This is a genomic window from Pseudomonas sp. 05N431, assembly GCF_056397005.1.
The window spans coordinates 16,902-38,554 of sequence record NZ_JBFTMN010000016.1 but is presented as its reverse complement, the minus strand read 5'-3'; the positions used below and the strand labels follow the sequence as shown (position 1 = coordinate 38,554).

At 54.4% G+C, this 21,653-nt stretch carries 16 protein-coding genes and 2 pseudogenes; 13 read left to right on the top strand and 5 right to left on the bottom strand.

Translation table 11 applies throughout. The features are described 5' to 3' along the window. Positions 1-31 precede the first annotated feature (31 nt). Positions 32-2,041: a DNA helicase Rep gene (gene rep, locus AC1DIG_RS23165; protein ID WP_054594630.1), complete on the bottom strand. Its 2,010-nt coding sequence runs from the start codon at positions 2,039-2,041 to the stop codon at positions 32-34. A 265-nt stretch (positions 2,042-2,306) separates the two neighbouring features. Between rep and AC1DIG_RS23160 the strand changes: the two genes are divergently transcribed. Beyond that, on the top strand, positions 2,307-3,977 hold the full coding sequence (locus tag AC1DIG_RS23160; RefSeq protein WP_477769182.1) for a putative bifunctional diguanylate cyclase/phosphodiesterase: 1,671 nt from the start codon (positions 2,307-2,309) through the stop codon (positions 3,975-3,977). A 121-nt stretch (positions 3,978-4,098) separates the two neighbouring features. On the opposite strand, the gene AC1DIG_RS23155 is transcribed toward AC1DIG_RS23160, so the two are convergent. Further along, positions 4,099-5,496 carry a NorM family multidrug efflux MATE transporter gene (locus AC1DIG_RS23155; protein ID WP_477769181.1) on the bottom strand — a complete coding sequence of 466 codons (1,398 nt, stop codon included), beginning with the start codon at positions 5,494-5,496 and terminating at the stop codon, positions 4,099-4,101. A 158-nt stretch (positions 5,497-5,654) separates the two neighbouring features. Between AC1DIG_RS23155 and AC1DIG_RS23150 the strand changes: the two genes are divergently transcribed. The 3 genes from AC1DIG_RS23150 (at position 5,655) to AC1DIG_RS23140 (ending at position 10,106) form a co-directional block, all read left to right on the top strand. Beyond that, on the top strand, positions 5,655-6,575 hold the full coding sequence (locus tag AC1DIG_RS23150; RefSeq protein ID WP_477769180.1) for a LysR substrate-binding domain-containing protein: 921 nt from the start codon (positions 5,655-5,657) through the stop codon (positions 6,573-6,575). 190 nt (positions 6,576-6,765) lie between these two features. Then, the gene (locus AC1DIG_RS23145) at positions 6,766-8,742 is read left to right on the top strand and encodes a methyl-accepting chemotaxis protein (protein ID WP_477769179.1); all 1,977 of its coding nucleotides are present in this window, start codon (positions 6,766-6,768) and stop codon (positions 8,740-8,742) included. 149 nt (positions 8,743-8,891) lie between these two features. Further along, positions 8,892-10,106 carry an aldose 1-epimerase family protein gene (locus AC1DIG_RS23140; RefSeq protein WP_477769178.1) on the top strand — a complete coding sequence of 405 codons (1,215 nt, stop codon included), beginning with the start codon at positions 8,892-8,894 and terminating at the stop codon, positions 10,104-10,106. A gap of 6 nt (positions 10,107-10,112) precedes the next feature. Here AC1DIG_RS23140 and AC1DIG_RS23135 read toward each other — a convergent pair. Then, positions 10,113-10,973, bottom strand: a pseudogene (locus AC1DIG_RS23135) (YifB family Mg chelatase-like AAA ATPase); the annotation flags it as partial. An 85-nt stretch (positions 10,974-11,058) separates the two neighbouring features. Here AC1DIG_RS23135 and AC1DIG_RS23130 point away from each other — a divergent pair. From AC1DIG_RS23130 to AC1DIG_RS23090, 9 genes are all read left to right on the top strand, one after another. Further along, on the top strand, positions 11,059-12,258 hold the full coding sequence (locus AC1DIG_RS23130) for an AAA family ATPase (protein ID WP_477769177.1): 1,200 nt from the start codon (positions 11,059-11,061) through the stop codon (positions 12,256-12,258). A 9-nt stretch (positions 12,259-12,267) separates the two neighbouring features. Further along, the gene (locus tag AC1DIG_RS23125; RefSeq protein ID WP_477769176.1) at positions 12,268-12,786 is read left to right on the top strand and encodes a hypothetical protein; all 519 of its coding nucleotides are present in this window, start codon (positions 12,268-12,270) and stop codon (positions 12,784-12,786) included. A 577-nt stretch (positions 12,787-13,363) separates the two neighbouring features. After that, complete coding sequence (locus tag AC1DIG_RS23120; RefSeq protein ID WP_477769175.1) at positions 13,364-14,005, top strand: replication/maintenance protein RepL; 642 nt, start codon at positions 13,364-13,366, stop codon at positions 14,003-14,005. A 1,007-nt stretch (positions 14,006-15,012) separates the two neighbouring features. Further along, entirely contained in the window at positions 15,013-15,270 is a 258-nt protein-coding gene (locus tag AC1DIG_RS23115) for a helix-turn-helix domain-containing protein (protein ID WP_477769174.1), read from the top strand. 90 nt (positions 15,271-15,360) lie between these two features. Then, the gene (locus AC1DIG_RS23110) at positions 15,361-16,218 is read left to right on the top strand and encodes a DUF4393 domain-containing protein (RefSeq protein ID WP_477769173.1); all 858 of its coding nucleotides are present in this window, start codon (positions 15,361-15,363) and stop codon (positions 16,216-16,218) included. 97 nt (positions 16,219-16,315) lie between these two features. Then, positions 16,316-16,531 (top strand): hypothetical protein, encoded by a 216-nt coding sequence (locus AC1DIG_RS23105; protein ID WP_477769172.1) that lies wholly within the window; start codon positions 16,316-16,318, stop codon positions 16,529-16,531. 133 nt (positions 16,532-16,664) lie between these two features. Next, positions 16,665-17,294 carry a recombinase family protein gene (locus tag AC1DIG_RS23100; RefSeq protein ID WP_477769171.1) on the top strand — a complete coding sequence of 210 codons (630 nt, stop codon included), beginning with the start codon at positions 16,665-16,667 and terminating at the stop codon, positions 17,292-17,294. A 220-nt stretch (positions 17,295-17,514) separates the two neighbouring features. Next, positions 17,515-18,081 carry a hypothetical protein gene (locus tag AC1DIG_RS23095; protein ID WP_477769170.1) on the top strand — a complete coding sequence of 189 codons (567 nt, stop codon included), beginning with the start codon at positions 17,515-17,517 and terminating at the stop codon, positions 18,079-18,081. Between the two features lie 11 nt (positions 18,082-18,092). Next, entirely contained in the window at positions 18,093-18,533 is a 441-nt protein-coding gene (locus AC1DIG_RS23090; RefSeq protein ID WP_477769169.1) for a DUF4019 domain-containing protein, read from the top strand. Between the two features lie 505 nt (positions 18,534-19,038). Here AC1DIG_RS23090 and AC1DIG_RS23085 read toward each other — a convergent pair. Beyond that, positions 19,039-20,736 carry a recombinase family protein gene (locus AC1DIG_RS23085; RefSeq protein WP_477769168.1) on the bottom strand — a complete coding sequence of 566 codons (1,698 nt, stop codon included), beginning with the start codon at positions 20,734-20,736 and terminating at the stop codon, positions 19,039-19,041. Between the two features lie 55 nt (positions 20,737-20,791). After that, a pseudogene (locus AC1DIG_RS23080) lies at positions 20,792-21,436 on the bottom strand (magnesium chelatase domain-containing protein); the annotation flags it as partial. Positions 21,437-21,653 lie beyond the last annotated feature (217 nt).

Here is a 21,653-nt window from a genome sequence, read left to right as displayed (position 1 = left end):
GCGCCGAAAGTAGATTGAAAAGTAGCCGATTCTAGCGTTTTAACATCGCGCGTATATCCGCCAATGCGCTATTGCCACGCACGGCTTTGACTTCGGTCGGCGTGTCGTCGTTGCCTTCCCACGCCAGGTCGTCCGGCGGCAGTTCATCGAGGAAACGGCTCGGCGAGCAGTCGATGATTTCGCCGTACTGTTTGCGCTTGGCGGCAAAGGTGAACGCCAGGGTCTGGCGTGCACGGGTAATCCCGACGTAGGCCAAACGGCGTTCTTCTTCGATGGTGTCGGCTTCGATGCTGGAGCGGTGCGGGAGGATTTCCTCTTCCATGCCCATGATGAACACGTAGGGGAATTCCAGGCCCTTGGAGGCGTGCAAGGTCATCATCTGCACGCCTTCGGCACCGTCTTCCTCTTCCTGCTGGCGTTCGAGCATGTCGCGCAAGACCAGCTTGCCGATCGCGTCTTCGACGGTCATTTCGCCGTCTTCGTCTTTTTCCAGGGTGTTCTTCAGCGCCTCGATCAGGAACCAGACGTTACCCATGCGGTAGTCGGCGGCCTTGTCGCTGGAGCTGTTGGTGCGCAGCCAGTTCTCGTAGTCGATGTCCATGACCATGCTGCGCAGGGCGGAGATCGGGTCTTCGCCGGCACACTGCTCGCGCACGCGGTCCATGAAGCGCTTGAAGCGCGCCAGACGATCGGTGAAGCGGCTGTCCAGGTGCTCGCCCAGGCCGATTTCATCGGTCGCGGCATACATCGAGATCTTGCGTTCGGTCGCGTAGTTACCGAGCTTCTCCAGCGTGGTCGAACCGATTTCCCGGCGTGGGACGTTGATCACCCGCAGGAAGGCGTTGTCGTCATCCGGGTTCACGATCAGGCGGAAGTAGGCCATCAGGTCTTTGACTTCCTGACGTCCGAAGAAGCTGTTACCACCGGAAAGTCGATAAGGGACCTGATGGTGTTGCAGCTTCAGCTCGATCAGCTTGGCCTGGTAGTTACCGCGGTAGAGGATCGCGAAATCGCTGTACGGGCGGTCGGTGCGCAGGTGCAGGCTGAGGATTTCCACGGCCACGCGCTCGGCTTCGGCGTCTTCGTTGCGGCAGCGGATCACCCGGATCTCGTCGCCGTGGCCCATCTCGCTCCACAGCTGTTTTTCAAACTCGTGGGGGTTGTTCGAGATCAACACGTTGGCGCAGCGCAGGATGCGGCTGGTGGAGCGGTAGTTTTGCTCCAGCATCACCACTTTCAAGGACGGATAGTCGTCCTTGAGCAGCATCAGGTTTTCCGGGCGGGCGCCGCGCCAGGCGTAGATCGACTGGTCGTCGTCGCCCACCACGGTGAACTGGTTTCGGGTGCCGATCAGCAATTTCACCAGCAGGTACTGGCTGGCGTTGGTGTCCTGATATTCGTCCACCAGCAGGTAGCGGACTTTGTTCTGCCACTTTTCGAGAATGTCGGCGTGTTCCTGGAACAGCTTCACCGGCAACAGGATCAGGTCGTCGAAGTCCACCGCGTTGAACGCCTTGAGCGTGCGCTGGTAGTGGGTGTAGACGATGGCGGCGGTCTGCTCCTTGGGATTACGGGCGTTTTCCAGGGCTTCGGGCGGCAGGATCAGGTCGTTTTTCCAGGCGCCGATCATGTTCTTGATCTCGTCGACGCCATCGTCGCCCGAATATTCCTTCTGCATGATGTCGGTCATCAGGGCTTTGACGTCGGTCTCGTCGAAAATCGAGAAACCCGGTTTGTAGCCCAGCCGCACATGCTCCTTGCGGATGATGTTCAGCCCAAGGTTGTGGAACGTGCACACCGTCAAACCGCGTCCTTCACCACCCTTGAGCAAGGTGCCGACCCGCTCCTTCATCTCGCGCGCGGCCTTGTTGGTAAAGGTCATGGCGACGATGTACTGGGCGCGAATGCCACAGCTCTGGATCAGGTGGGCGATTTTTCGGGTGATTACACTGGTCTTGCCGGAGCCAGCACCGGCGAGCACCAAAAGAGGGCCGCCGACGTAGCTCACGGCTTCTTGCTGCCGGGGATTGAGTCGGGACATGACGGAAAAGGGAGTCGTTTGCGAAAAGGGCGGGCATTTTAACAGGATGCACAGATTCTGCCGCCTCTCTCCGACTTGTGACGTACCACGCTATCTAAATTTGCCGGTTTTGTTACTTTCCCGCAGGATGCGTGCTGAATTGGCGACTAATGTTTGATTCACAGCGGTACAACAGAGTGTTTGATAATCAATATCATTGGTCATTGCTTATCTGCGCGTCATAATGCCCGCCGCCAACATCTTTTGCAGAGTCTAGGGAGCTAGCTTGTCTACGCCTGTCGAACCCTTGCGTTTGCTGCTACTGGCCGAAGAGCCAGCGTGGGCAGCGTTGTTACGCGAGTGTCTGGCTCCTATGGGGAGCTCGGCTGTGTTGATCAGTGCACCGACCTGGGAGTCGGTGAGCAGTCTATTTGCTGACAACCGCAGTGCGGTCCTGTTGACCATTCCGGCACTTCAACCGGAGCCGGGCCGTTGTAGCTTGCCGACGGTGCTGTTGCTCGAACATGAACCGTCCACCCCGCCGGACGGTGTCAGCGACTGGCTGGTTCGCGATGCGCTGGATGTGGATACATTGCGCCGAAGCCTGCGCCATGTGCGTGAGCGCGGCGTGCTCGAAAACACCCTGCAGCGCCTCGCCGAGCAGGACCCGCTGACGGGCATTGCCAACCGCCAGGGGTTTCAGACCCTGCTGGCGGCGCGTCTGGCGGAAAACGACGGCCGTGGCCTGGCGCTGGGGCACCTCGATCTCGATAACTTCCGACACGCCAACGACGCCCTCGGCCACCAGGCCGGTGACCGGTTGATCCTGCAAGTAGTCTCGCGGCTCAAGAGCCAGCTTGAGGCCGGCGATCAACTGGCGCGTCTGGGCAGCGACGAATTCGCCTTGCTCATCGACACCCGCCGCGCACCGCAACGCGCCGAGTGGATGGCCGAACGCATCACCGAAGTCATGGCCGAACCCTACTGGGTCGACGGCGAAAGCCTGTTGATCGGCTGTAGCCTGGGCATCGCCCACGCGCGGGCGCAGGCGGGCGCCGACCCGCTGATGTGGCACGCACACATCGCCATGCAGCAGGCCAAAAGCACTCAAGGCTGCACCTTCCATATCTTCAATGAACGCATCAACCGCAACGCGCGCAGCCTCGCCGATCTTGAAAGCGAACTGCGCCGGGCTTTGCGCCGCGATGAGCTGGAATTGCATTACCAGCCGCGGTTGAACCTCGACGATGGGCAAATCGTCGGCCTCGAGGCTCTGGTGCGCTGGCGCCATGGCGAGCGCGGGCTGCTGCCGCCGAGCGAGTTCGTGCCGCTGGCCGAGCAGAGCGGTTTGATCGTGCCGTTGGGGTACTGGGTGATTTCCCGTGCCTTGCGCGACATGCAGGCGTTGCGCGAACGCGGTCTGCCGCCGTTGCACATGGCCGTCAACCTGTCGTTCCGGCAATTCCAGGACAGCCAGTTGCTGTCGACATTGAGCCGGTTGATTGCCGAGCGCGGGGTTGAAGCGCAGTGGCTGGAGTTCGAACTGACGGAAACCGCCGTGATGCGTCGCAGCGATCTGGTCAAACAGACCATGGATGCTTTGGGGCGTCTGGGCGTGCGTTTCTCCCTGGACGATTTCGGCACCGGTTTCTCGTCGTTCGTGCACCTCAACAGCCTGCCGATTGCCTTGCTGAAGATCGACAAGAGCTTTGTTGGTGGCATGGAGACGCGTGAGGAAAATCGCAAGCTGGTCCACGCGATGATCAACCTGGCCCACAACCTCAACCTGGAAGTGGTCGCCGAGGGCGTTGAAACCGCTGAACAGCTTGAGCTGCTGCGAGGCTTTGGTTGCGATCAGGTGCAGGGTTACCTGATCAGCAAGCCGTTGCCGTTGGCGGAGTTGGTTGAGTATCTGGACTTCGGCAGCAGCCAGCAGGCGCTGGAAGTGATGGTTTAACCCTTTCTCCCGACACCACAAACCCATGTGGGAGCGAGCTTGCTCGCGATGAGGGCCTGACATTCAACCATGGGGTGCCTGTCAGACCGCTATCGCGAGCAAGCTCGCTCCCACAGGGTTCTCAGTCTGGCTGAATCACCTGAAAACCCGGCTGTGACGACGGCTCACGCCGGATCATCCGCTTCATCTTCCATTCGAACGCCAGCGTCAGGCTCACGGCCGAGCACGCCAGCCCCAGCGCCAGGCCCCACCAGACGCCGGTCGGGCCCCAATGGAGGTGGAAAGCCATCCACCACGCAGCCGGAGCGCCGATTAGCCAATAGCAGGCGAGGCCGACCAGGAAGGTGGTCTTGGCGTCCTTCAGGCCGCGAATACAGCCCATGGCGATGGTTTGCGTGCCGTCGAAAAACTCGAACCACGCCGCCACCATCAACAGGCTCACCGCAAGGTTGATCACCTCGCGGAACGCCGGGTCGTTTTGGTCCAGGAACAGCCCCACCAGTTGGTTCGGCAGCAGCCAGAAGACCATGGCAAACCCGAGCATCGCCGCGCCACCAAAGGCAATCCCGACCCGCCCGGCCAAGCGTGCATCAAGCAATTGCCCGGCGCCGTAGTGCTGGCCGATGCGCATGGTGATTGCGTACGAGAGCCCCGCCGGAATCATGAACGCCACCGAGACGATTTGCAGGGCGATCTGATGCGCCGCCAATTGCGTACTGCCCATGGTGCCCATGCACAAGGCGGCGAACGCAAACAGGCCGACCTCTACCGCGTAGGTGCCGCCAATCGGCAGGCCGAGACGCCACAACTCACGCAGGTACTGGCGATTGGGCCGTGACAGGCCCTTGCGCAGTGGGTACGCGTCGTAAGCCGGGTGCCGGCGAATATGCCAGGCCAGGCCCAGCGCCATGCAGTTGGCAACGATGGCCGTGACCAGGCCGATCCCCATCAAACCCATTTTCGGCAGGCCGAACATGCCGGTGATCAGCGCATAGTTGAGCAGGAAGTTGGCCACGGTCCCAATAAGGCTGATGACCATTACCGGCGTCGTCCGGCCGATGGCGCTGGTAAAACCGCGCAAGGCCATGAAGCTCAGGTAGCCGGGCAGGGCGAACGGCAGAATCAACAGGAACTGGCCGGCCGCATGCACGTTGCTTTCGGTCTGGCCGAACAGCAGCAACACCGGTTTGAGGTTCCACAGCAGCAGGCCCGCCACCAGCGCCATCAACCACGCCAGCCAAAGCCCGGCCTGGGTCAGCCGCGCGGCGCCTTCGATGTCGCCGGCGCCCTGCCGGATCGCCACCAGCGTGCCGACCGCTGCGATCACGCCAATGCAGAAAATCGACACGAACGAATAGCTCGCCGCGCCCAGACCGCCACCGGCCAAGGCTTCCGGGCTGAGCCGAGCCATCATCAAGGTATCGGTGAGGATCATCAGCATGTGCGCCAACTGCGAGGCAATCAGCGGCCCCGCCAGCCGCAGGATGGCCCAGAGTTCGGTACGTGCTGGATGCTGCATGATCATCACGCTCGTTTAGTCAGATAAATCGGGAAGGGTTGATTCTCGGCGCTCGCAAGCGTTTGCACAAAGGGATAAAAACGATTGCTGGCATGACTAAAACTCATGCTGGAGAGTTTCTGATAAGGTTTCGGGGTCGCGCTATAGGAGCTTTCCCAATGTCTCGCCGTCTTCCTCCGTTGTATGCCCTTCGCGCTTTCGAGGCCGCAGCGCGGCACAGTTCGTTTACCCGTGCTGCCGAAGAATTGTCGATCACCCAAAGCGCCGTCAGTCGCCATGTGCGTACGTTGGAGGAGCATTTTGCCTGTCGGCTGTTTCAGCGCAGCGGACGCAATCTGCAACTGACCGAGGCTGCGCGTTTGCTGCTGCCGGGCGTACGTGAAGGTTTTGGCGCACTGGAACGGGCCTGCAATACCTTGCGCGCCGAAGATGACGTCTTGCGCATGAAAGCCCCTTCAACCCTGACCATGCGCTGGCTGCTGGCGCGACTCAGCCGCTTCCGGCATTTGCAGCCGGGTAACGAGGTGCAACTGACCAGCGCCTGGATGGACGTCGACTCGGTGGACTTCAATCACGAACCGTTCGATTGCGCGGTGTTGCTGAGCAACGGGCATTTTCCACCGGATTGGGAAGCCAGTTACCTGTTCCCGGAACTGCTGATCCCGGTCGGCTCACCGAATCTGTTGAATGATCAGCCGTGGGATGTCGAGCGGCTGGCCAGCACCGAATTGCTTCACCCGACTCCCGACCGGCGTGACTGGCGTAGTTGGCTGGAATGCATGGGGCTGTCGGAGCAGGTGTCGCTCAAGGGCGGGCAGGTGTTCGACACGCTGGAATTGGGGATGATCGCCGCTGCCCGAGGTTACGGGGTGTCGATGGGCGATTTGCTGATGGTTGCCGAAGATGTGGCTCAGGGACGTCTGAGTTTGCCGTGGCCGACCGCCGTCGCCAGCGGTCTGAATTATTACCTGGTCTGGCCGAAAACCCGCCCCGGCGGTGAACGTTTGCGCCGCCTCAGCGACTTCCTCCAGGGCGAGGTCCAGGCCATGGAATTGCCGGATGTCGAGCGTCTCGGCTGAATCGATGTAGCTGCCGCCATGGCGGCCTTGATCGATATCCTTGTGAGTCGCTCAAGTATTCATCCGCGCCGCCGAATCCTTGAAAGTGGAACCTTCGTTCTGAAAGGTTTCGCGCTTCCCCTATTACTGGATATTTTGCCGAGCCACGCGACGCGATCAGGATGATCCGGCTCCTCGGCCAGGAGCTGTCATGTCTCAACCTCGTGCCCGGATCGCCTCACAATTGGGGCTTGCCCTTGCCGTCATCCTGGCGGTCGTCATCAGTGGCAGCACGGTGTTCGCCCTGCGCTCGCTGGATTCTGCCAACCTTGACACGCGTGAAGAGCATCTGGCCAGTGAGGCGCGGTTGCTGGCCGACCAGTTGAGCACTTTCCACGGCACGCTGCGCGAAAGCACCCAGCGCCTGAGCGGGTTGTTTGAAAAGCGTTTCAGCGGCGGTTTGAGTGTGCACCCGGAGCAGCCGGTGACGGTGGCGGGCGTGCAGACTCCGGGTCTGCATCTGGGCAATGAAGTGTTGAACAACAACTTCGACAAGGTCGATGAGTTCAAGCAAATGACTGCCGGCGTGGCGACGTTGTTCGTGCGCAGTGGTGAGGACTTCATTCGGGTCAGCACCTCGTTGAGCAAGCAGGACGGCACCCGTGCCATTGGCACGCTGCTCGACCATGCGCACCCGGCTTATCAGCGGCTGATGGCGGGGCAGAGCTATGTCGGCCGGGCATTGCTGTTCGATCGTTCCTACATGACTCAGTACACCCCCGTACGCGACAGCAGTGGCAAGGTGATCGCGGTGTTGTTCGTAGGTTTCGATTACACCGACGCGCAGAGCGCGCAGTTCGATAACCTCAAGCGCTTCCGCATCGGCCAGAGCGGTTCGCTGGCACTGCTCGATGAACAAAACAAATGGCTGGTGCCGCCGGCCGGTGTGCAGGGGCTGGATCAGGCGACTTCGACCATCGCCGGTTTGGCCAGGACGCCGGGGCAGGGTGCGTTCTGGAGCGACAAGTCAGAAGACTTCTACAGCGTTGCGGTGCCGTTCGAGGGCGGGCCATGGTCAGTGGTAGCGAGCATGCCGAAAAGCGAAATCCGCGCAGTGACCTGGAGCGTCGGTATCCGCCTGGCGATTGGCAGTCTGCTGGCGATGCTGCTGGCTGTGGGCGCGGCAGTCTGGCTGTTGCGCAGCAAACTGGCACCGTTGGGTGATCTGGTACGGCAGGCCGAAGCCTTGGGCGCGGGTGATCTTAGCGTGCGTTTGAACGTGTCGAGCCAGGATGAAATCGGTCAACTGGCGCGCAGCTTCAATCAGATGAGCCAAGCTTTATCGACCATGGTCGAGCACATTCGCAAGGCCTCGGAGGAGGTCAACAGTCGCGCGCAGGCATTATCCGGGTTGTCCGGCGGTGCGTATGAAGGGATGGAGCAGCAGTCCGGTGAAATCACCAGCATGGCCGGCGCCGTGGAAGAATTCAGTGCGACCTCGCTGAACATCGCTGACAACATGGGCAACACCGAGCGTCTGGCCCAGGAAAACGCACAACAGACGCGGATCGGTCGTACGTCGATGGAAGAAGCCTCTTCGTCCCTTGAGCAGATTGCTAGTGCTCTCAATAGCACGGCGACGGTGATCAACACCCTGGGTCAGCGCTCCCAGGAAATCGGCGGCATTGTCGGGGTGATTACAGCGATTGCCGATCAAACCAATTTACTGGCGCTCAACGCCGCCATCGAAGCCGCGCGTGCCGGTGAGCAAGGCCGTGGTTTTGCGGTGGTGGCAGACGAAGTGCGCAACCTCGCCTCGCGCACTCGCGAAGCGACAGACGAGATTTCCGGGATGATCCAAAGCATCCAGCAGGAAACCGGTAACGCCATCAGCACCATGGAGCAAGGCAACCTGCTGATGCGTGAAGGCCTGACGCGCAACGCCAATGTTGCGTCGGCGCTGGCGCAGATCGACGAACAAAGCCGCTCGGCCGGCCAGCAATTCGCTGCGATCACTACCGCCACCCAGGAGCAGAGCAGCACCGCGACCTTGCTCAGCAGCAACCTGCAAAGCATCGCCATGGCCAACAGCGAGCAGCGTGAAGTGGTGTCGAACCTGGCAATTACTGCCAAGGAACTGGAGAAGCTGGCGGCGGATTTGCGGCATGAGGTTGATCGTTTTCGCTGAGGCACCTCTGGAATTGTCATCGCTGGCAAGCCGGTTGTTGGCGATTGAATCCGTCGACTGAGGTTTGCGGGAGTTGCGCTGTTTTTATGCTTGCTGAAACGTTTCATCAGCGCTATAAAAACTGCACAACTCCAAGAAAGGTTTTCCCCATGACCCCGCTCAAACTGCTCGTCACTCTCGGCGCAATGACCGCTGCCTCCCACGTCATGGCCTGGGATTACGTGCTGCTCGATACCGACAAGGCTGCCCAGAACCAGCAAATCACCAGCCAACAGCTCGGTGTGAAGACCGATAAACCGTTCTCCGTGACCCTGCGCACCCTGCACGGCGGTCGGCAGGAGGGCGTCAGCATCGTCGACATTGATAACGGCACGATGAAACTCTCGGTGGTGCCGACTCGCGGGATGAACGTCCTGCAGGCGTCGGTAGGCAGTGTGCGCATGGGTTGGGATTCGCCGGTCAAGGACGTAGTCAATCCATCCTTTATTGAACTCAACGGGCGTGGCGGACTGGGCTGGCTGGAAGGCTTCAATGAACTGGTCGCGCGCTGCGGCTACGAATGGGTCGGTCACCCCGGCATGGACAACGGCGAACTGCTGACCTTGCATGGCCGCGCCGCGAACATTCCGGCCAGCAAAGTCACTTTGCACATCGATGAAAAGCCGCCGTATGCCATCAGCCTGCGCGGTGAGTTGAAAGAGCAGGCGTTCAAGAAAGTCGACTTCTCGGTGATGACTGAACTGGTCACCGAACCCGGCAGTGTGCGCTTCGCTCTCAACGACACCCTGACCAACAACGGCGACTATCCGAAGGAATACCAGGCGCTCTACCACAGCAACTTCAGCACCCCGTTCCTGGAACAGGGCGCCCGCTTCGCTGCCCCGGTGAAACAGGTGTCACCGTTCAACGACAAGGCCAAGGGGGATTTGCCCGACTGGCAAACCTACCGCGCGCCGACCAAGGACTACGACGAAACCGTCTACAACGTCGTGCCGTATGCCGATGCCAAGGGCGACACGCTGACGGTGCTGCATAACAAGGCGGGCAGCCTCGGGGTGTCGGTAGGCTTCAATACCAAGCAATTGCCGGTGTTCTCCCTGTGGAAAAACACCGATACCCAAGGCCAGGGCTATGTCACGGGGCTGGAGCCGGGGACGAGTTTTTCCTACAACCGCCGGTATCAGCGGCCACTGAACCTGGTGCCGACGATTGCGGCCAAGGAGCAGAAGCAGTTTCAGATCAGCTACAGCTTGCTGGCGGATAAAGCGGCTGTGGATAAAGCGTTGGCGCAGGTGAGTGAGATTCAGGGTGGGCGGGAGACTGAGGTGAGACAAACACCGTTGGTGGATCTCACCAAGGAATAACCTCGACTAGTGGCTGGTCGGTCGATACTGCAGTGCTTCGGCCAGATGCTCGCGGGTGATGCCATCGACTTGTTCAAGGTCCGCCAGGGTGCGCGCCACCTCGAGCAGTCGGTGTGCCGCTCGTAGCGACAAGGTCAATCGCTCGCACGCAGTTTCCAGCCAGGTTTCGTCGGCTGTGGATAACGTGCAGTGTCGGCGCAGGCCCGGCAAATCGAGGAAGGCATTGGCGCAGCCCTGGCGTTTGTGTTGCCGCTCCCTTGCGTCCGCGACCCTGGCGGCGGCGGTTACGGTGTCATCGCCAGGTTTTGGTGCCGGGTTCAACGCCGTGACTTCGCGGGCAACCGTCAGGTGCAAATCAATTCGATCCAGCAGCGGCCCCGACAGTTTGTTGCGATAACGCTGGATCTGGTCCGGTGAGCAGCAACAGCGGCCGCTCGGCTCGCCAAGATATCCACAGGGGCACGGATTCATGGCGGCCACCAGTTGAAAGCGCGCAGGAAAACGTACGCGGTCACGGGCTCGGGAAATCACGATGCACCCTGATTCCAGCGGTTCTCTCAGTACCTCCAGCACCTTGCGATCAAACTCCGGCAGCTCATCGAGGAACAGGACACCATGGTGGGCGAGGGTGATTTCACCGGGCTGTGGTTTCGAGCCTCCGCCCACCAGTGCCGGGCCGGACGCCGAATGGTGTGGCTGGCGGAACGGGCGTTGCGGCCAATGGCTCAACGGCACACAACTGGTGACCGATTGAATTGCCGCGACTTCCAGCGCTTCACTCTCGGCCAGTGGCGGCAGCAGCCCGGGCAAACGACTCGCCAGTAAGGTTTTCCCCGTCCCCGGTGGCCCGCTGAACAGCAGGTTGTGCAGTGTTACAAAACCAGCTTCTGGTTGACAGGTGTCACTACTGGAGCATACTCAACAAAATATTGTATCAATCGGGCGAGTAGCTATGACGATTTACAGCTTCGGCTTTGAAAATTTCTTTTCATTTGAAGCTAAAACTAAAGTGTCCTTTGTAATGGATAAGCGATCGAATCTCAACGATAGGTCTTTTGATTCGCCTCTGTCGGGAGAAAGATTGAGTAAGGTGCTTGCAGTTGTAGGCGCTAATGGTTCTGGCAAAACTAACTTGATTAAGCCCCTCGCTTATGTGCTTTGGTTTATGACGGATTCTTTTTTTGTGAATCCAGATGACGATAACAGATTTATACGACCGCACGTATTCAGTGAAAGTGGTCTTATGGAATTTAAGGTCGAATTTGAGGCGGAAGGTGTTCGCTATCGTTATGCCTTACTGAGAACTATTAATAGAGTATATGGTGAGATGCTTGAAAAAAAGGCAACTCGTCAATGGAGTAGAGTTTTTATCCGGAATTGGGATCAAGAGACTGAAAGTTACAACATAAAACGAAATGGATTTGGTAGTGTGGGGATGGCGCTGGAGAGCGTGGGTGATGGAGTTTCGCTTATATCCTATGCGGAGCGACTGAAAAGTAAAGTTGCAATTTCCATATGTAATACTCTTCGACTTAGATCAACAAACATCAGTATGTTTGGTCGTGAGACATTCTTCAGTAGTACGGATGTTCATGAGGCTTCGAAGTTTTACTTTGTCAATGAGGTTATAAGGTCGGAAATGACTAAATTTCTTCGGGAGCAAGACTTTGGTTTGTCGGATGTTCAAATAGAAAGTTACATGCATCCAGAAGAAGATGGAACTAAAAGTGAGCGGCTTTTACCTTGGATAGTTCATAGTAGGGGCGATACAACAGCTAAACTCCCGATAGTATTTGAGTCAAATGGCACTCAAACTGTCTATTATCTTTTAAGTAAAATTTTACCTTTGCTTAAAACCGGCGGAATCATGATATATGATGAGCTAGAAGCCAATTTGCATCCTCATATGATTGAATCGATAATTGGATTGTTTTTTAGTAAGCGCACTAATCCTTTCAATGCCCAATTGATTTTTACGACGCACTCGATTGAAGTTATGAATCAGTTGCAGAAAAGTCAAATTTTACTTGTTGAAAAAGATGGATGCACAAGTGAAGTTTGGAAGCTGTCAGATATGGAGGGTGTTAGGAGTGATGATAACTTCTATGCTAAGTATATGTMGGGCGCCTATGGTGCTGTCCCAAAGATGTGAGTAGAAATTATGCCGCCAAGGGTTGTTAGAAGAACAAATAGAACAGTATTGTTTGCTGTGGAGGGCGAGACGGACTTTGCATTTTTGACACATGTAAAACAATGCTATGTTGGTCGGGATTGCAATGTTAGTGTGAAAATAAAAAATGCCCATGGGGCCGGGCCTTTGGGGATTATGGACGCGCTTGTAACAGGTGCAAGAGGCAAGAGTTATGATTTTCTAGCCGCATTGTTTGACTCCGATATTGCTCTTTGTGATTACAGTAGGCGTTATTTCACAAGAAATAATGTTCAATTGTTTCAGTCTGCCCCTGCTATTGAAGGTACTATCCTGAAGCTGGGGAATACTAGGCTTCAAGAAAATATTTCGACCGCTGAATGCAAGCGCCTGCTGACTAAAAATTATCCCGGTGACAGTGTGGATGTCAGATTCTATGAGCGGTATTTTGATAAAGAATTTCTTGATGAGGGGCGAACGAGGGTTCCTCTTGTGAACGAATTGATCAATTACCTGATTAATCCTAAATAACCCCCGTTTTCTGTGACTGCTAGCCCTTGGGGGCGGTGACGGGGGTCGTGCAAGCCCTAGTTGAATATCCTCCATCGACTAGGCGACTATTTAGCACATGAGCGCCATCAGTTCCTGTCGCTCAACCTCTTAGTGGGGGCAGAGGTTGGACTTCTGAATGTATTGGCTTAACCGTCAAAAAACTGAAATTAACTACCGGAAAGCTGCCCCGGATTTCTTAATGTCTCGAATCGTCACCTCTATTCCGCCCAGTGTTTACGGGCTTATATGGCTATCTGGACTAAGCAGGACGCTTTCTCTCCCCTGGAAATTGGTTTTGTACAAACGGGATATTAGAAGAGGCTAAAGCATCGCTTGTACAGCATGCCTACATCATTCGATTGGTATATGCAACAACTAACGCTTGACGAATGGTGGCGCCGTGACATACAATTCTCAATTCAGCAAAACATACCGAACACGTCCCGCACCCATACAGTGCCAGATGATTGGTATTTTTTTGTCTGCGATTTACCAACTTAACCGGCAACACCCGAGAGGAATGCCTATCGAAATGAACTGAACAGGAGAACCACCCATGAGCAATACGCACCAAGAACAACAAGCTATCGCACTCGCCTGCATCAACGGCCTGATCTTCGATGAACGCACCGGAGAGTTCTTTGGGCACGATAGCAAGTCATCAGTCTTAACTGGACTTGCCAACTATAAATGTGAGCTGGGCAAGTGCCGAAGTGTGGACGACTTCCAGGATCACCTAAGCTTCGTTGATCGACGCAAACTGCCACCCCACGAACTGCATTTGTTACGTGATGAAGTGGACCATGCTGTCGGTGAATGGCGTCGCACCGGTGTTGACTGCCGGATCACAATGCCCCAACAGCGCCTGCTTGAGAAACTGCATGGTCTTGTTCTCTACCGCAACGTCATCATCATGACTCAGGTTGACTTGGCAACAAAGCTGGGAGTCATTGAGTCGAACCTGATGAAGAAGCTGAAGACTTTGATCGATGCCAACATGCTACGAGTGTCCACCTCGCGGAATGGCAATATCCGCAAGGGCGAAATCAAGCTGGTAGTGAACCCCCGACTGATCTTCAGAGGCGATGACTACCGCCGCAATCGCTACATTGAAGAGTGGTATCGCCCAGTTGGCAACCTGCACCTTGAAGCAGTTAGCTCGGCAGGTGTAGCGGACGACCTCGCCATTGCCACGTAGTTCTCCCGTAGGTTTTTTCAAAATGTTACGAAAGAACTCGTCTGGAAACACCGGAATAGAAGGGGAGCGAGAAATTCCTATTATATAAAGGAGTTTCTGTTCGCACCTTGGAAGGGGTTACCTCCAGTCGGTACGACTGAGATTGTTACCACTCGAACGTCAGTTCAAAGCTGATCCACTTGAATGGTATCCAGATAAACAAAAACAGATAATACCAACCAACCTAAAAAGAGATCACTACTGACAGGCCAGCCTGTCGTGACAACCCTGACGACCTACGGTGTCTTTTCTGCACTGGACAATCAAGAGCTGTTGAGCTCATTTGGTATTTGTCATTGTGTATTTGTTTGTTTGGATAACATTTCCAGTGGTGTCGCATTTGAGGTGCAGAGACATTGGGCGTTCGCCCGAGTGTATTCCTATTCCAACTAACCTGAACGGACGTTCATTGGGCAATACCACTCATGCCCAATGCATCGAGGGGGACAACAACGAGCCTTCAGCTCAAGAGTGATTCGCTTGGAGGCTATCGTTCCAACAGGATGTTGACAGGGAGGTTGGTTTGTAATGTTGATTGGTTGGTATGGATTTCCCTTTGAGGTGGCATCCCCTTTGAAGGTTACCCCCTTGAAAGGTGCGAGAACCCAACAACCAACAATAATGAACATCCTGCCCTGAAAAACAATCCTGTTGATAGATAGTTCGCACTAACCCCTGCGTTGCAAAATCTGCCTGATCTGTTTGTCAATTTTCCGGTTATGCCAATCATTGCTACGCATCGTTATACCCCAGACGAATAACCACAGTCCGCAAGTCGGGATGCACATCAGCAGGTGCAAGATGTGGTTTGTGTTCTTCTTCTGTCTGGTCAGGTAGTAGAGCTGATCGTTCATGATTAATCCTTGCTTAGAGAGGGGTGGGCGTAGCAGGAACAATTTTATCTGAATTTCAGATATCTGAAAACCAGATATAGGTTGCAAGACTTCCCAACCGAAGCCATCCAGCCAATGCCCAAGACGATCCATAGACCCGAACACGCAGCTCTACTGACCCTACTGAAGAAACACAGGAAAGCAGCTGCCCTGACTCAGGTTGAGTGCTCAAAAGCACTGGGTCGCCCGCAGTCATTCATGAGTGATGTTGAAAGCGGTACACGTCGCTTGGACATCGTGCAGCTTCGCGACTTGTGTAAAGTCCTTGGGATTGGTCTACAAGACCTGATCGAAGAGTTTGAGAAGTCATGTCAACAGATGACAGCTCACTGATTTGCTGACGAGTAGGCAATTCCTTTGTCTGAGCAACTGTGATCATGGCATTCTGACTTATGAAGTCATTACAGGGATCAGGGGCAAGCAATGGGTGACGAGGCTGGCGGTGACAACAACGTCAAGGCGACTATTGAGGCTGTGACAGGCTTGGTTAAGGCTGTCCCAATTTACGAGGATGCAATTCGGCCAGTAGCAAAACAGATTGGTAAATCACTGGAGACAGTTGGTAAGGCCATCAACGTCGCTCTCGCCCCTGTTGGTATGCTGGTTTGGGGCTATGACAAATGCCAGGAGTTCATATCGACGAAGGTGGCGGATCGCCTGAAGGACGTTTTGCCTGAGGACATCGTCACTCCAAAGCCGAATGTGGCTGGCCCTGCAATCGAGGCTTTGCGTTACACAGGGCATGAAGAATCGTTGAGCGACATGTACGCCAACCTCCTTGCTGCTGCCATGGACAAGAACACTGCTGATGGGGCTCACCCCGCGTTCGTGGAGATCATCAAGCAACTGACTCCCGATGAGGCGAAGTTGATCGCCTACTTCATGGAGCCCGTAGTATTTCCTCTTGTTACCGTTAGAGCTGGCGAAAAGGACTTCAGCAAAGGTAGCTATGACGTGGCCGTTAACGTCTCGTTGTTTGGAGAAAAGGCAAAGCTTGAGTTGCCCGACTTGGTGCCGATGTACCTTGATAATTTGTGTCGCCTCGGATTAGCAGAAACACCGTCCGGTTATGCCTATACTGACAACGTGGTTTATGACGAGCTGGAGAACTCACCAAGAGTAGAGGCTTACAGGCAGGAGGTAGCATTAACGCCTGCGCTTGTGGTCACGATAGTTCGAGGGGCGATAAAGGTTACCAACCTCGGAAAGCAATTCGGGAACGTCTGCGTGAAAGCTCATGGAGGGGCCGCTATAACCTCCGTTGAAGTTCAAAACAACTAGGGTAACCCCATGTAAAGTGTGTTGGCGAGGTAGGTTATAAGAATGGTAGTTCTTATGCCGTTACTCATTCCCACACTACCAGCCAAGGACGACCGCCATGCCAGACAACACAGATGCCCACATAGCCACAGCAGATGTGCTGACCCTCTTGCTACACAACCAGCACGCTTTGGCTGCTGCAATCGAAGAGTTATCCCTATGGGTAAGGTTACAGGGTGAGCCTGTTGTTCATTTGAACGCCATAACCGCGCTGAAAACCATCGACAGGAACGCATCCGCCATCACCGCTGGAATTCTCAAGCTCAGGCAATGATCGCTATCAAAGTAGTAGACCTATCCGGTAGTGCGATAGCGATCAGGAAATCACTATCAATAGACTATTGTGGAAAGCTATATGATTCATTTATCATTTGTCTATAAGATCGAATGATAAAGGATAATTTGCCGTGAATGCCCACCTCTATCTCCGTGCATCGACCAAAGACCAAGACGCCACTCGTGCAAAAGTCGCCCTGGAGTTGTTCGCTGCGGAAAAAGGTTTGACCATCGTTGACGTCTACGCAGAGAACATCAGTGGCACCAAGCTCGACCGTCCTCAGTTGCTCGCTCTGCTCGATACTGCCGAGAAGGGAGACGTGTTATTGGTTGAGTCCGTAGACCGCCTCAGTCGCCTCTCACAGGCTGACTGGGACACTCTCAAGGCCACTATCAAGGCAAAGGGGTTACGTCTGGTTGTAGCTGATCTACCTACCAGTCACATGCTGGTAGGGGCTCAGGGAATCACTGGGCAAATCATGGACGTGATCAACAACATGCTGATTGATTTGATGGCAACCATGGCAAGGTTGGATCAAGAGAAGCGAGTGGAACGCATCAGGCAGGGTCTGGAAAACAAACGTGCTGCTGATCCTGAATGGAAGCCGTCTGGAAAGGGAAGGAATGCTGCTAAGTGGGCTGAGGTGCAGTCGCTGATGCGGAAGCATCCAACGATGTCTGCTGATGAAATTGCCAAGTTGGCTGAGTGTGGTATTGCCACGGTGTACAGGATCAAGCGAGAAATGAAGGACATCAGATGAACGCCCAGCCTCTGTGACCCCAAAAAAGGCCAATTGCCAAATTCGCATTGCTGGACTAGCGTTGTATCTACGATGCTGCACATAAATTTTTGTTTGTTTATTATGTGCTTCTCGGGCTTTTAGCCTTGTAAGTTAATTTAAATATCTAATTGGAAAGCTGAGTGTAGGCTTTGATTCGAGTGCTGATGTATGAGCAATTTTGAAATTGGAGTTTTTTACTATGGACCCGCTTTCAATTTTACGCGAAAGTATAAAGGCAGTCCCAGCTCTTAAGTATGCACTTGGAGTTGCAGGGATTGCTAGTGTAATAGTTATTATTCGCGTATTCAAGCTGGACTATGGCGTGGCTCTTGTTGGCACAATTATTATGCTTTTGCTCATGACATCGCTTGTTGTATTCGCAAGACTGTCAAGCCTTGCGAGCCCAGACATGAGAGTTCCCGCATTGGTATTTACGTGGTTTTCACTTCTTTTTGTGATCGTGATTGCGATTACAATGTTTTCGTCTGTGCTGTTTGGTTGGCCGAAAGATATTAAATATATAGTAAGTGCATTATCTGGTTCTAGTTCTAGTTCTAGTTCTAGTTCTGGTACTCCTAAACTTTTAATTAGGTCTTCGGTGCAGAGTGTTACGCCAGTCATGGAATCTCTGAGAGCTAGACCTCGGCCAGTTATTGATCCACCAATACTTAATTCAGAGTCCGATTGCCCAGAGATTGCATATGCGGACTATACGAAGTACCCGGTAGAGTTTAGAAAGGAACGCCGCTGTTCATCCAGCCAATAAGGACTGATCACATGAATATGAGTATATTGGTAAAAAAATATTTTCTGGTTGTGTTCCTCTGCTTTACGGCTGCCGCTTCCGCGTTGGCGAGAGATGCACGTGACGAAAGTGATGCAACGAAAGCAGCTAATAAAATACTGGAATCCATCCAGCAGAAAAAATATGAATTTCTTTGGGATAGTCAGACAAGTGATTTTTTTAAATCGCAAACAACGAAAAATTCTTTTGTTTCAAATATGGCTATTGGTAGGCTGCAACTTGGAGCTCCGGGTAAATCAGAGCTTGCTGGCGTGGCGTATTCCCAAAGCTCTGATGGGTTTAATGGGGAAATATATTCCTTTAATTATGTAAATGTGTATGCAGCTGGAAAATTTTATGAGCGCATCGTTGTGATAAAAGAAGCAGACGGCAAGTTTAGGATGTCAGGGCTTTGGGGGGCTCCCGCACAGTAGTGAAGTAATAATTTCGCGAAGCCTGTCGATGTTTTATTAGCGGTACTTCCTTCAGTGGAGGCTCCAAGTGTCCTTGTGTAGTCTGTGTGCACTTCGGATGGCGAGGGAAAAAGGTAACAACGTTGCACCGATTCGATCGGGCGCCACAAGATTGCTTGCCCACTTATTTATGGTTCCGCTTGGACCTTTCTAGCTGGCGCCGGATTTTGTGATTAAGCAGCACTGGCTTTCACACCAGAATTTCAGGGGGAACGCCCCAGCTTATATTGCAGATTGAAAAACTAAAATTCATAAACATGAGGCTGAAAATTTTGGGGCGGGTTTGGTTTTTGTGTGGAAATCGGCCTTGGTCACTTCTTGCAGGGCTAACGGCTCGCGGTCGGGCGTACGTACTGCATTCACCGCCACCATAAACCTCCAACTCCTGGACTGTTTGGGTGACGGCATCCACTGTCCTATTTGTTGCAGATAGGGGCGTGAGTCACGCGGGCAGAATCGGCTGTGGCTATCTTCTTTTGATCAGCTGAAAGATCACATCACCAGGTAACTCATCCCACGACTCGGTTCTCTCAAGCAGTGCCTGAAGCGGAGTTAGCTCGCCTTGTAGTACCTGTAGGTCAATGAGTTCGTCTCGAATTGCATGGATGATGACATCGTCGCCGATGTGGTTTGCAGTGAAGCGCAAGCTTTCGAATTCTGGTGTAAAGGGGTGAGGGATTTGGTTTTTATCTGAGATGAAGTACGACTGGTGTATTGGGTCGTGACCTATAGCGAAGATGTACAACTCTAGCCGCTTCAGGAGGCTGTTTACGGCGTGACGGCCTTCGTATGAGGTAAGGTCTAGGCGTTCGAAGAAATGCTCCTTGGAGACGATTTGAGAGGCTGCGACGCTTTGTTTCAAATGTTCTTTTTCTATGTGCAAGGAGGCTTGTTCTGCTTCCAGTTTGGAAATCATTTGTGCGACTGAGGTTGACGGTGACGCATAGTAATCGGCATTCATTTGCGAGTGACGCTGACTCACTCCTTCAAGTTTTCCCTCTATGATTTTGAGCTGCTTCAGTGCTTCACCTTTGCTCGTTTGTACGAGGCTCAGTGAGTCAACTTTCGCGAGAATTTCACGCAGTGTGAACTCAATGCGTTCCAAGCGAATGTATCCGTTTTTGCACACGCCTTTACGTGCCGAGTGGCACTGAATGTAGGTCGCGCCCTTGGGCGGTCTTCCTTTGTTAACGACATGCATTGCATCGCCGCACGTAAAACATTTGGCAACACCCTGTAGGACATTGAATCGCTTCGATTGCTTTCCTGTCTTATGTATTCTGCGTTCAGCCCGCACAGCCTGTGCTTGATAAAAAACATCCTCGGCAACCACTGAGGGAAAGAACCCAAGGATTGACTCTCCGTCATTTACTCGCATGCCATCAACAATATGAGTCGGTTGGTACTCGCCAAGCAACGCACGGTTGCCCAATATCTTGGAAACGCTGCTGGTGCCCCACGCCCCAGAATGGTTTCTGTTGCGACTGCCAAAGACGGGTATGCCCCTCTCATTCAGCATCCGTGGTATGACGCCTTGTCCGTAACCAGCGATTGCCAACTCAAAGATCAATCCAATGGTTTCAACGCGTTGTTGGATAGGTTGATATCTACCATCCCTCAGTTCGAGCCATGCTGGACACGCCCGGCCCAATGGCTTGAGTTGAGTCCGTGCAAGTGTCTTCTTGTTGTCCCAAGCTGACGACAGACGCTGAGCTTTTATCGAGCTTTCGTTGTGGGCACGGCTCATATGGACGATGCTGATAATCAAATCCAGCTCGTTGAAGTCCTCGGTGTACAAGCGGTTGTCTGACAGGGTAACGACACGTATGCCGCTGTTGAGTAAATCCATAAATCGCGGTAGGGCGGTACTCACCTTTTCACGTGAAAGGCGATCCAGCGATTCTATGAGCAAGTAACTACCACGTTCGATGGCGCCGCTTTCGACAAGGTCAAGGAATCTCCGTAACTGCCCTTCATCGTCAAGGTGACGACCCTTATAGGCACTCCGCCCTTTATCGAGGAACGTGTATTCGCGTGACGACGCAAGTTCTATCCCGTGCTCTGAGCAGTACCCTTCTGCGGCTTTCCGTTGTCGCCTGTAGCTATCACCCTTGGCTTGCTCGGGGGAGGAAAACCGGATGTAGGAGTACGCCTTGCTGATCATGAGATGGTTGGTCGCTTGCTTGCTTATTGGAGTGTTTTGTAACCTATCACAATGTCAGCAGGTTATGAGCCCCTGCAGCAGCGATCAACAATGCACGCTTGGCCGCAATCTGGCCCTGTACCTCATTTAAATCGGGATAAGGTTTGCTGGCATAGAGCAAACCATTGGAAACAAACGGTTCCACGGGCGTATGGCCATTGAAGTGCGCGACCGCTTCCAGCAGATGATCCACTGCAATGACCTTCAGTCCTGACGCCAGGCACGCTTCCTCGGCATTTGCCCGCGGCACCATCAGCGATCGCCCGGCCTTGCGCGCCGCCAGTGCCGCCGGCAACACACCACGAACCGCCCGCACCGCGCCTGACAGCGCCAGCTCGCCCAGACACTCCACGTCATCCAGTGTCAAAGTCGGCACCTGCACACTGGCTGCCAGAATCCCCAGGGCGATCGCCAGATCGAAGCGCCCGCCGTCCTTCGGTAAATCGGCCGGGGCGAGATTCAAGGTGATGCGCCGCGCCGGAAATTGCAGCCCGGAATTGATGATCGCACTGCGCACCCGGTCCTTGCTTTCCTTCACCGCAGCTTCCGGCAAGCCCACCATCGTCAGCGACGGCAAGCCGTTGGCCAGATGGACTTCTACGGTAACGGCGGGCGCTTCCACACCGATCTGGGCGCGGCTGTGGACGATAGCCAGAGACATGATCATTCCTTGAGTTGATGGGACCCGCTTCCTGCGGTTTCAAAAGCGTAGACGGGTGTACGTGGCTCAGCGGGAAGTTGAAACAACTAGATACGTCACAGTATGTTGCTAATTACTTTTCCGCAAAATAATGAAGTTGAAGCGTGGGGCTGCCGTGTGCTGGCGCACCGTATTACTTCGTCTGGCGAATGACTGTAGTTCCTCTGCCCGCGTTTAT

Coding starts and splice junctions, on each gene's coding strand:
- rep (WP_054594630.1), bottom strand. CDS start 2,041: ATGTCCCGACTCAATCCCCGGCAGCAAGAAGCCGTGAGCTACGTCGGC.
- AC1DIG_RS23155 (WP_477769181.1), bottom strand. CDS start 5,496: ATGCAGCATCCAGCACGTACCGAACTCTGGGCCATCCTGCGGCTGGCG.
- AC1DIG_RS23150 (WP_477769180.1), top strand. CDS start 5,655: ATGTCTCGCCGTCTTCCTCCGTTGTATGCCCTTCGCGCTTTCGAGGCC.
- AC1DIG_RS23145 (WP_477769179.1), top strand. CDS start 6,766: ATGTCTCAACCTCGTGCCCGGATCGCCTCACAATTGGGGCTTGCCCTT.
- AC1DIG_RS23140 (WP_477769178.1), top strand. CDS start 8,892: ATGACCCCGCTCAAACTGCTCGTCACTCTCGGCGCAATGACCGCTGCC.
- AC1DIG_RS23125 (WP_477769176.1), top strand. CDS start 12,268: ATGCCGCCAAGGGTTGTTAGAAGAACAAATAGAACAGTATTGTTTGCT.
- AC1DIG_RS23120 (WP_477769175.1), top strand. CDS start 13,364: ATGAGCAATACGCACCAAGAACAACAAGCTATCGCACTCGCCTGCATC.
- AC1DIG_RS23115 (WP_477769174.1), top strand. CDS start 15,013: ATGCCCAAGACGATCCATAGACCCGAACACGCAGCTCTACTGACCCTA.
- AC1DIG_RS23110 (WP_477769173.1), top strand. CDS start 15,361: ATGGGTGACGAGGCTGGCGGTGACAACAACGTCAAGGCGACTATTGAG.
- AC1DIG_RS23105 (WP_477769172.1), top strand. CDS start 16,316: ATGCCAGACAACACAGATGCCCACATAGCCACAGCAGATGTGCTGACC.
- AC1DIG_RS23095 (WP_477769170.1), top strand. CDS start 17,515: ATGGACCCGCTTTCAATTTTACGCGAAAGTATAAAGGCAGTCCCAGCT.
- AC1DIG_RS23090 (WP_477769169.1), top strand. CDS start 18,093: ATGAATATGAGTATATTGGTAAAAAAATATTTTCTGGTTGTGTTCCTC.
- AC1DIG_RS23085 (WP_477769168.1), bottom strand. CDS start 20,736: ATGATCAGCAAGGCGTACTCCTACATCCGGTTTTCCTCCCCCGAGCAA.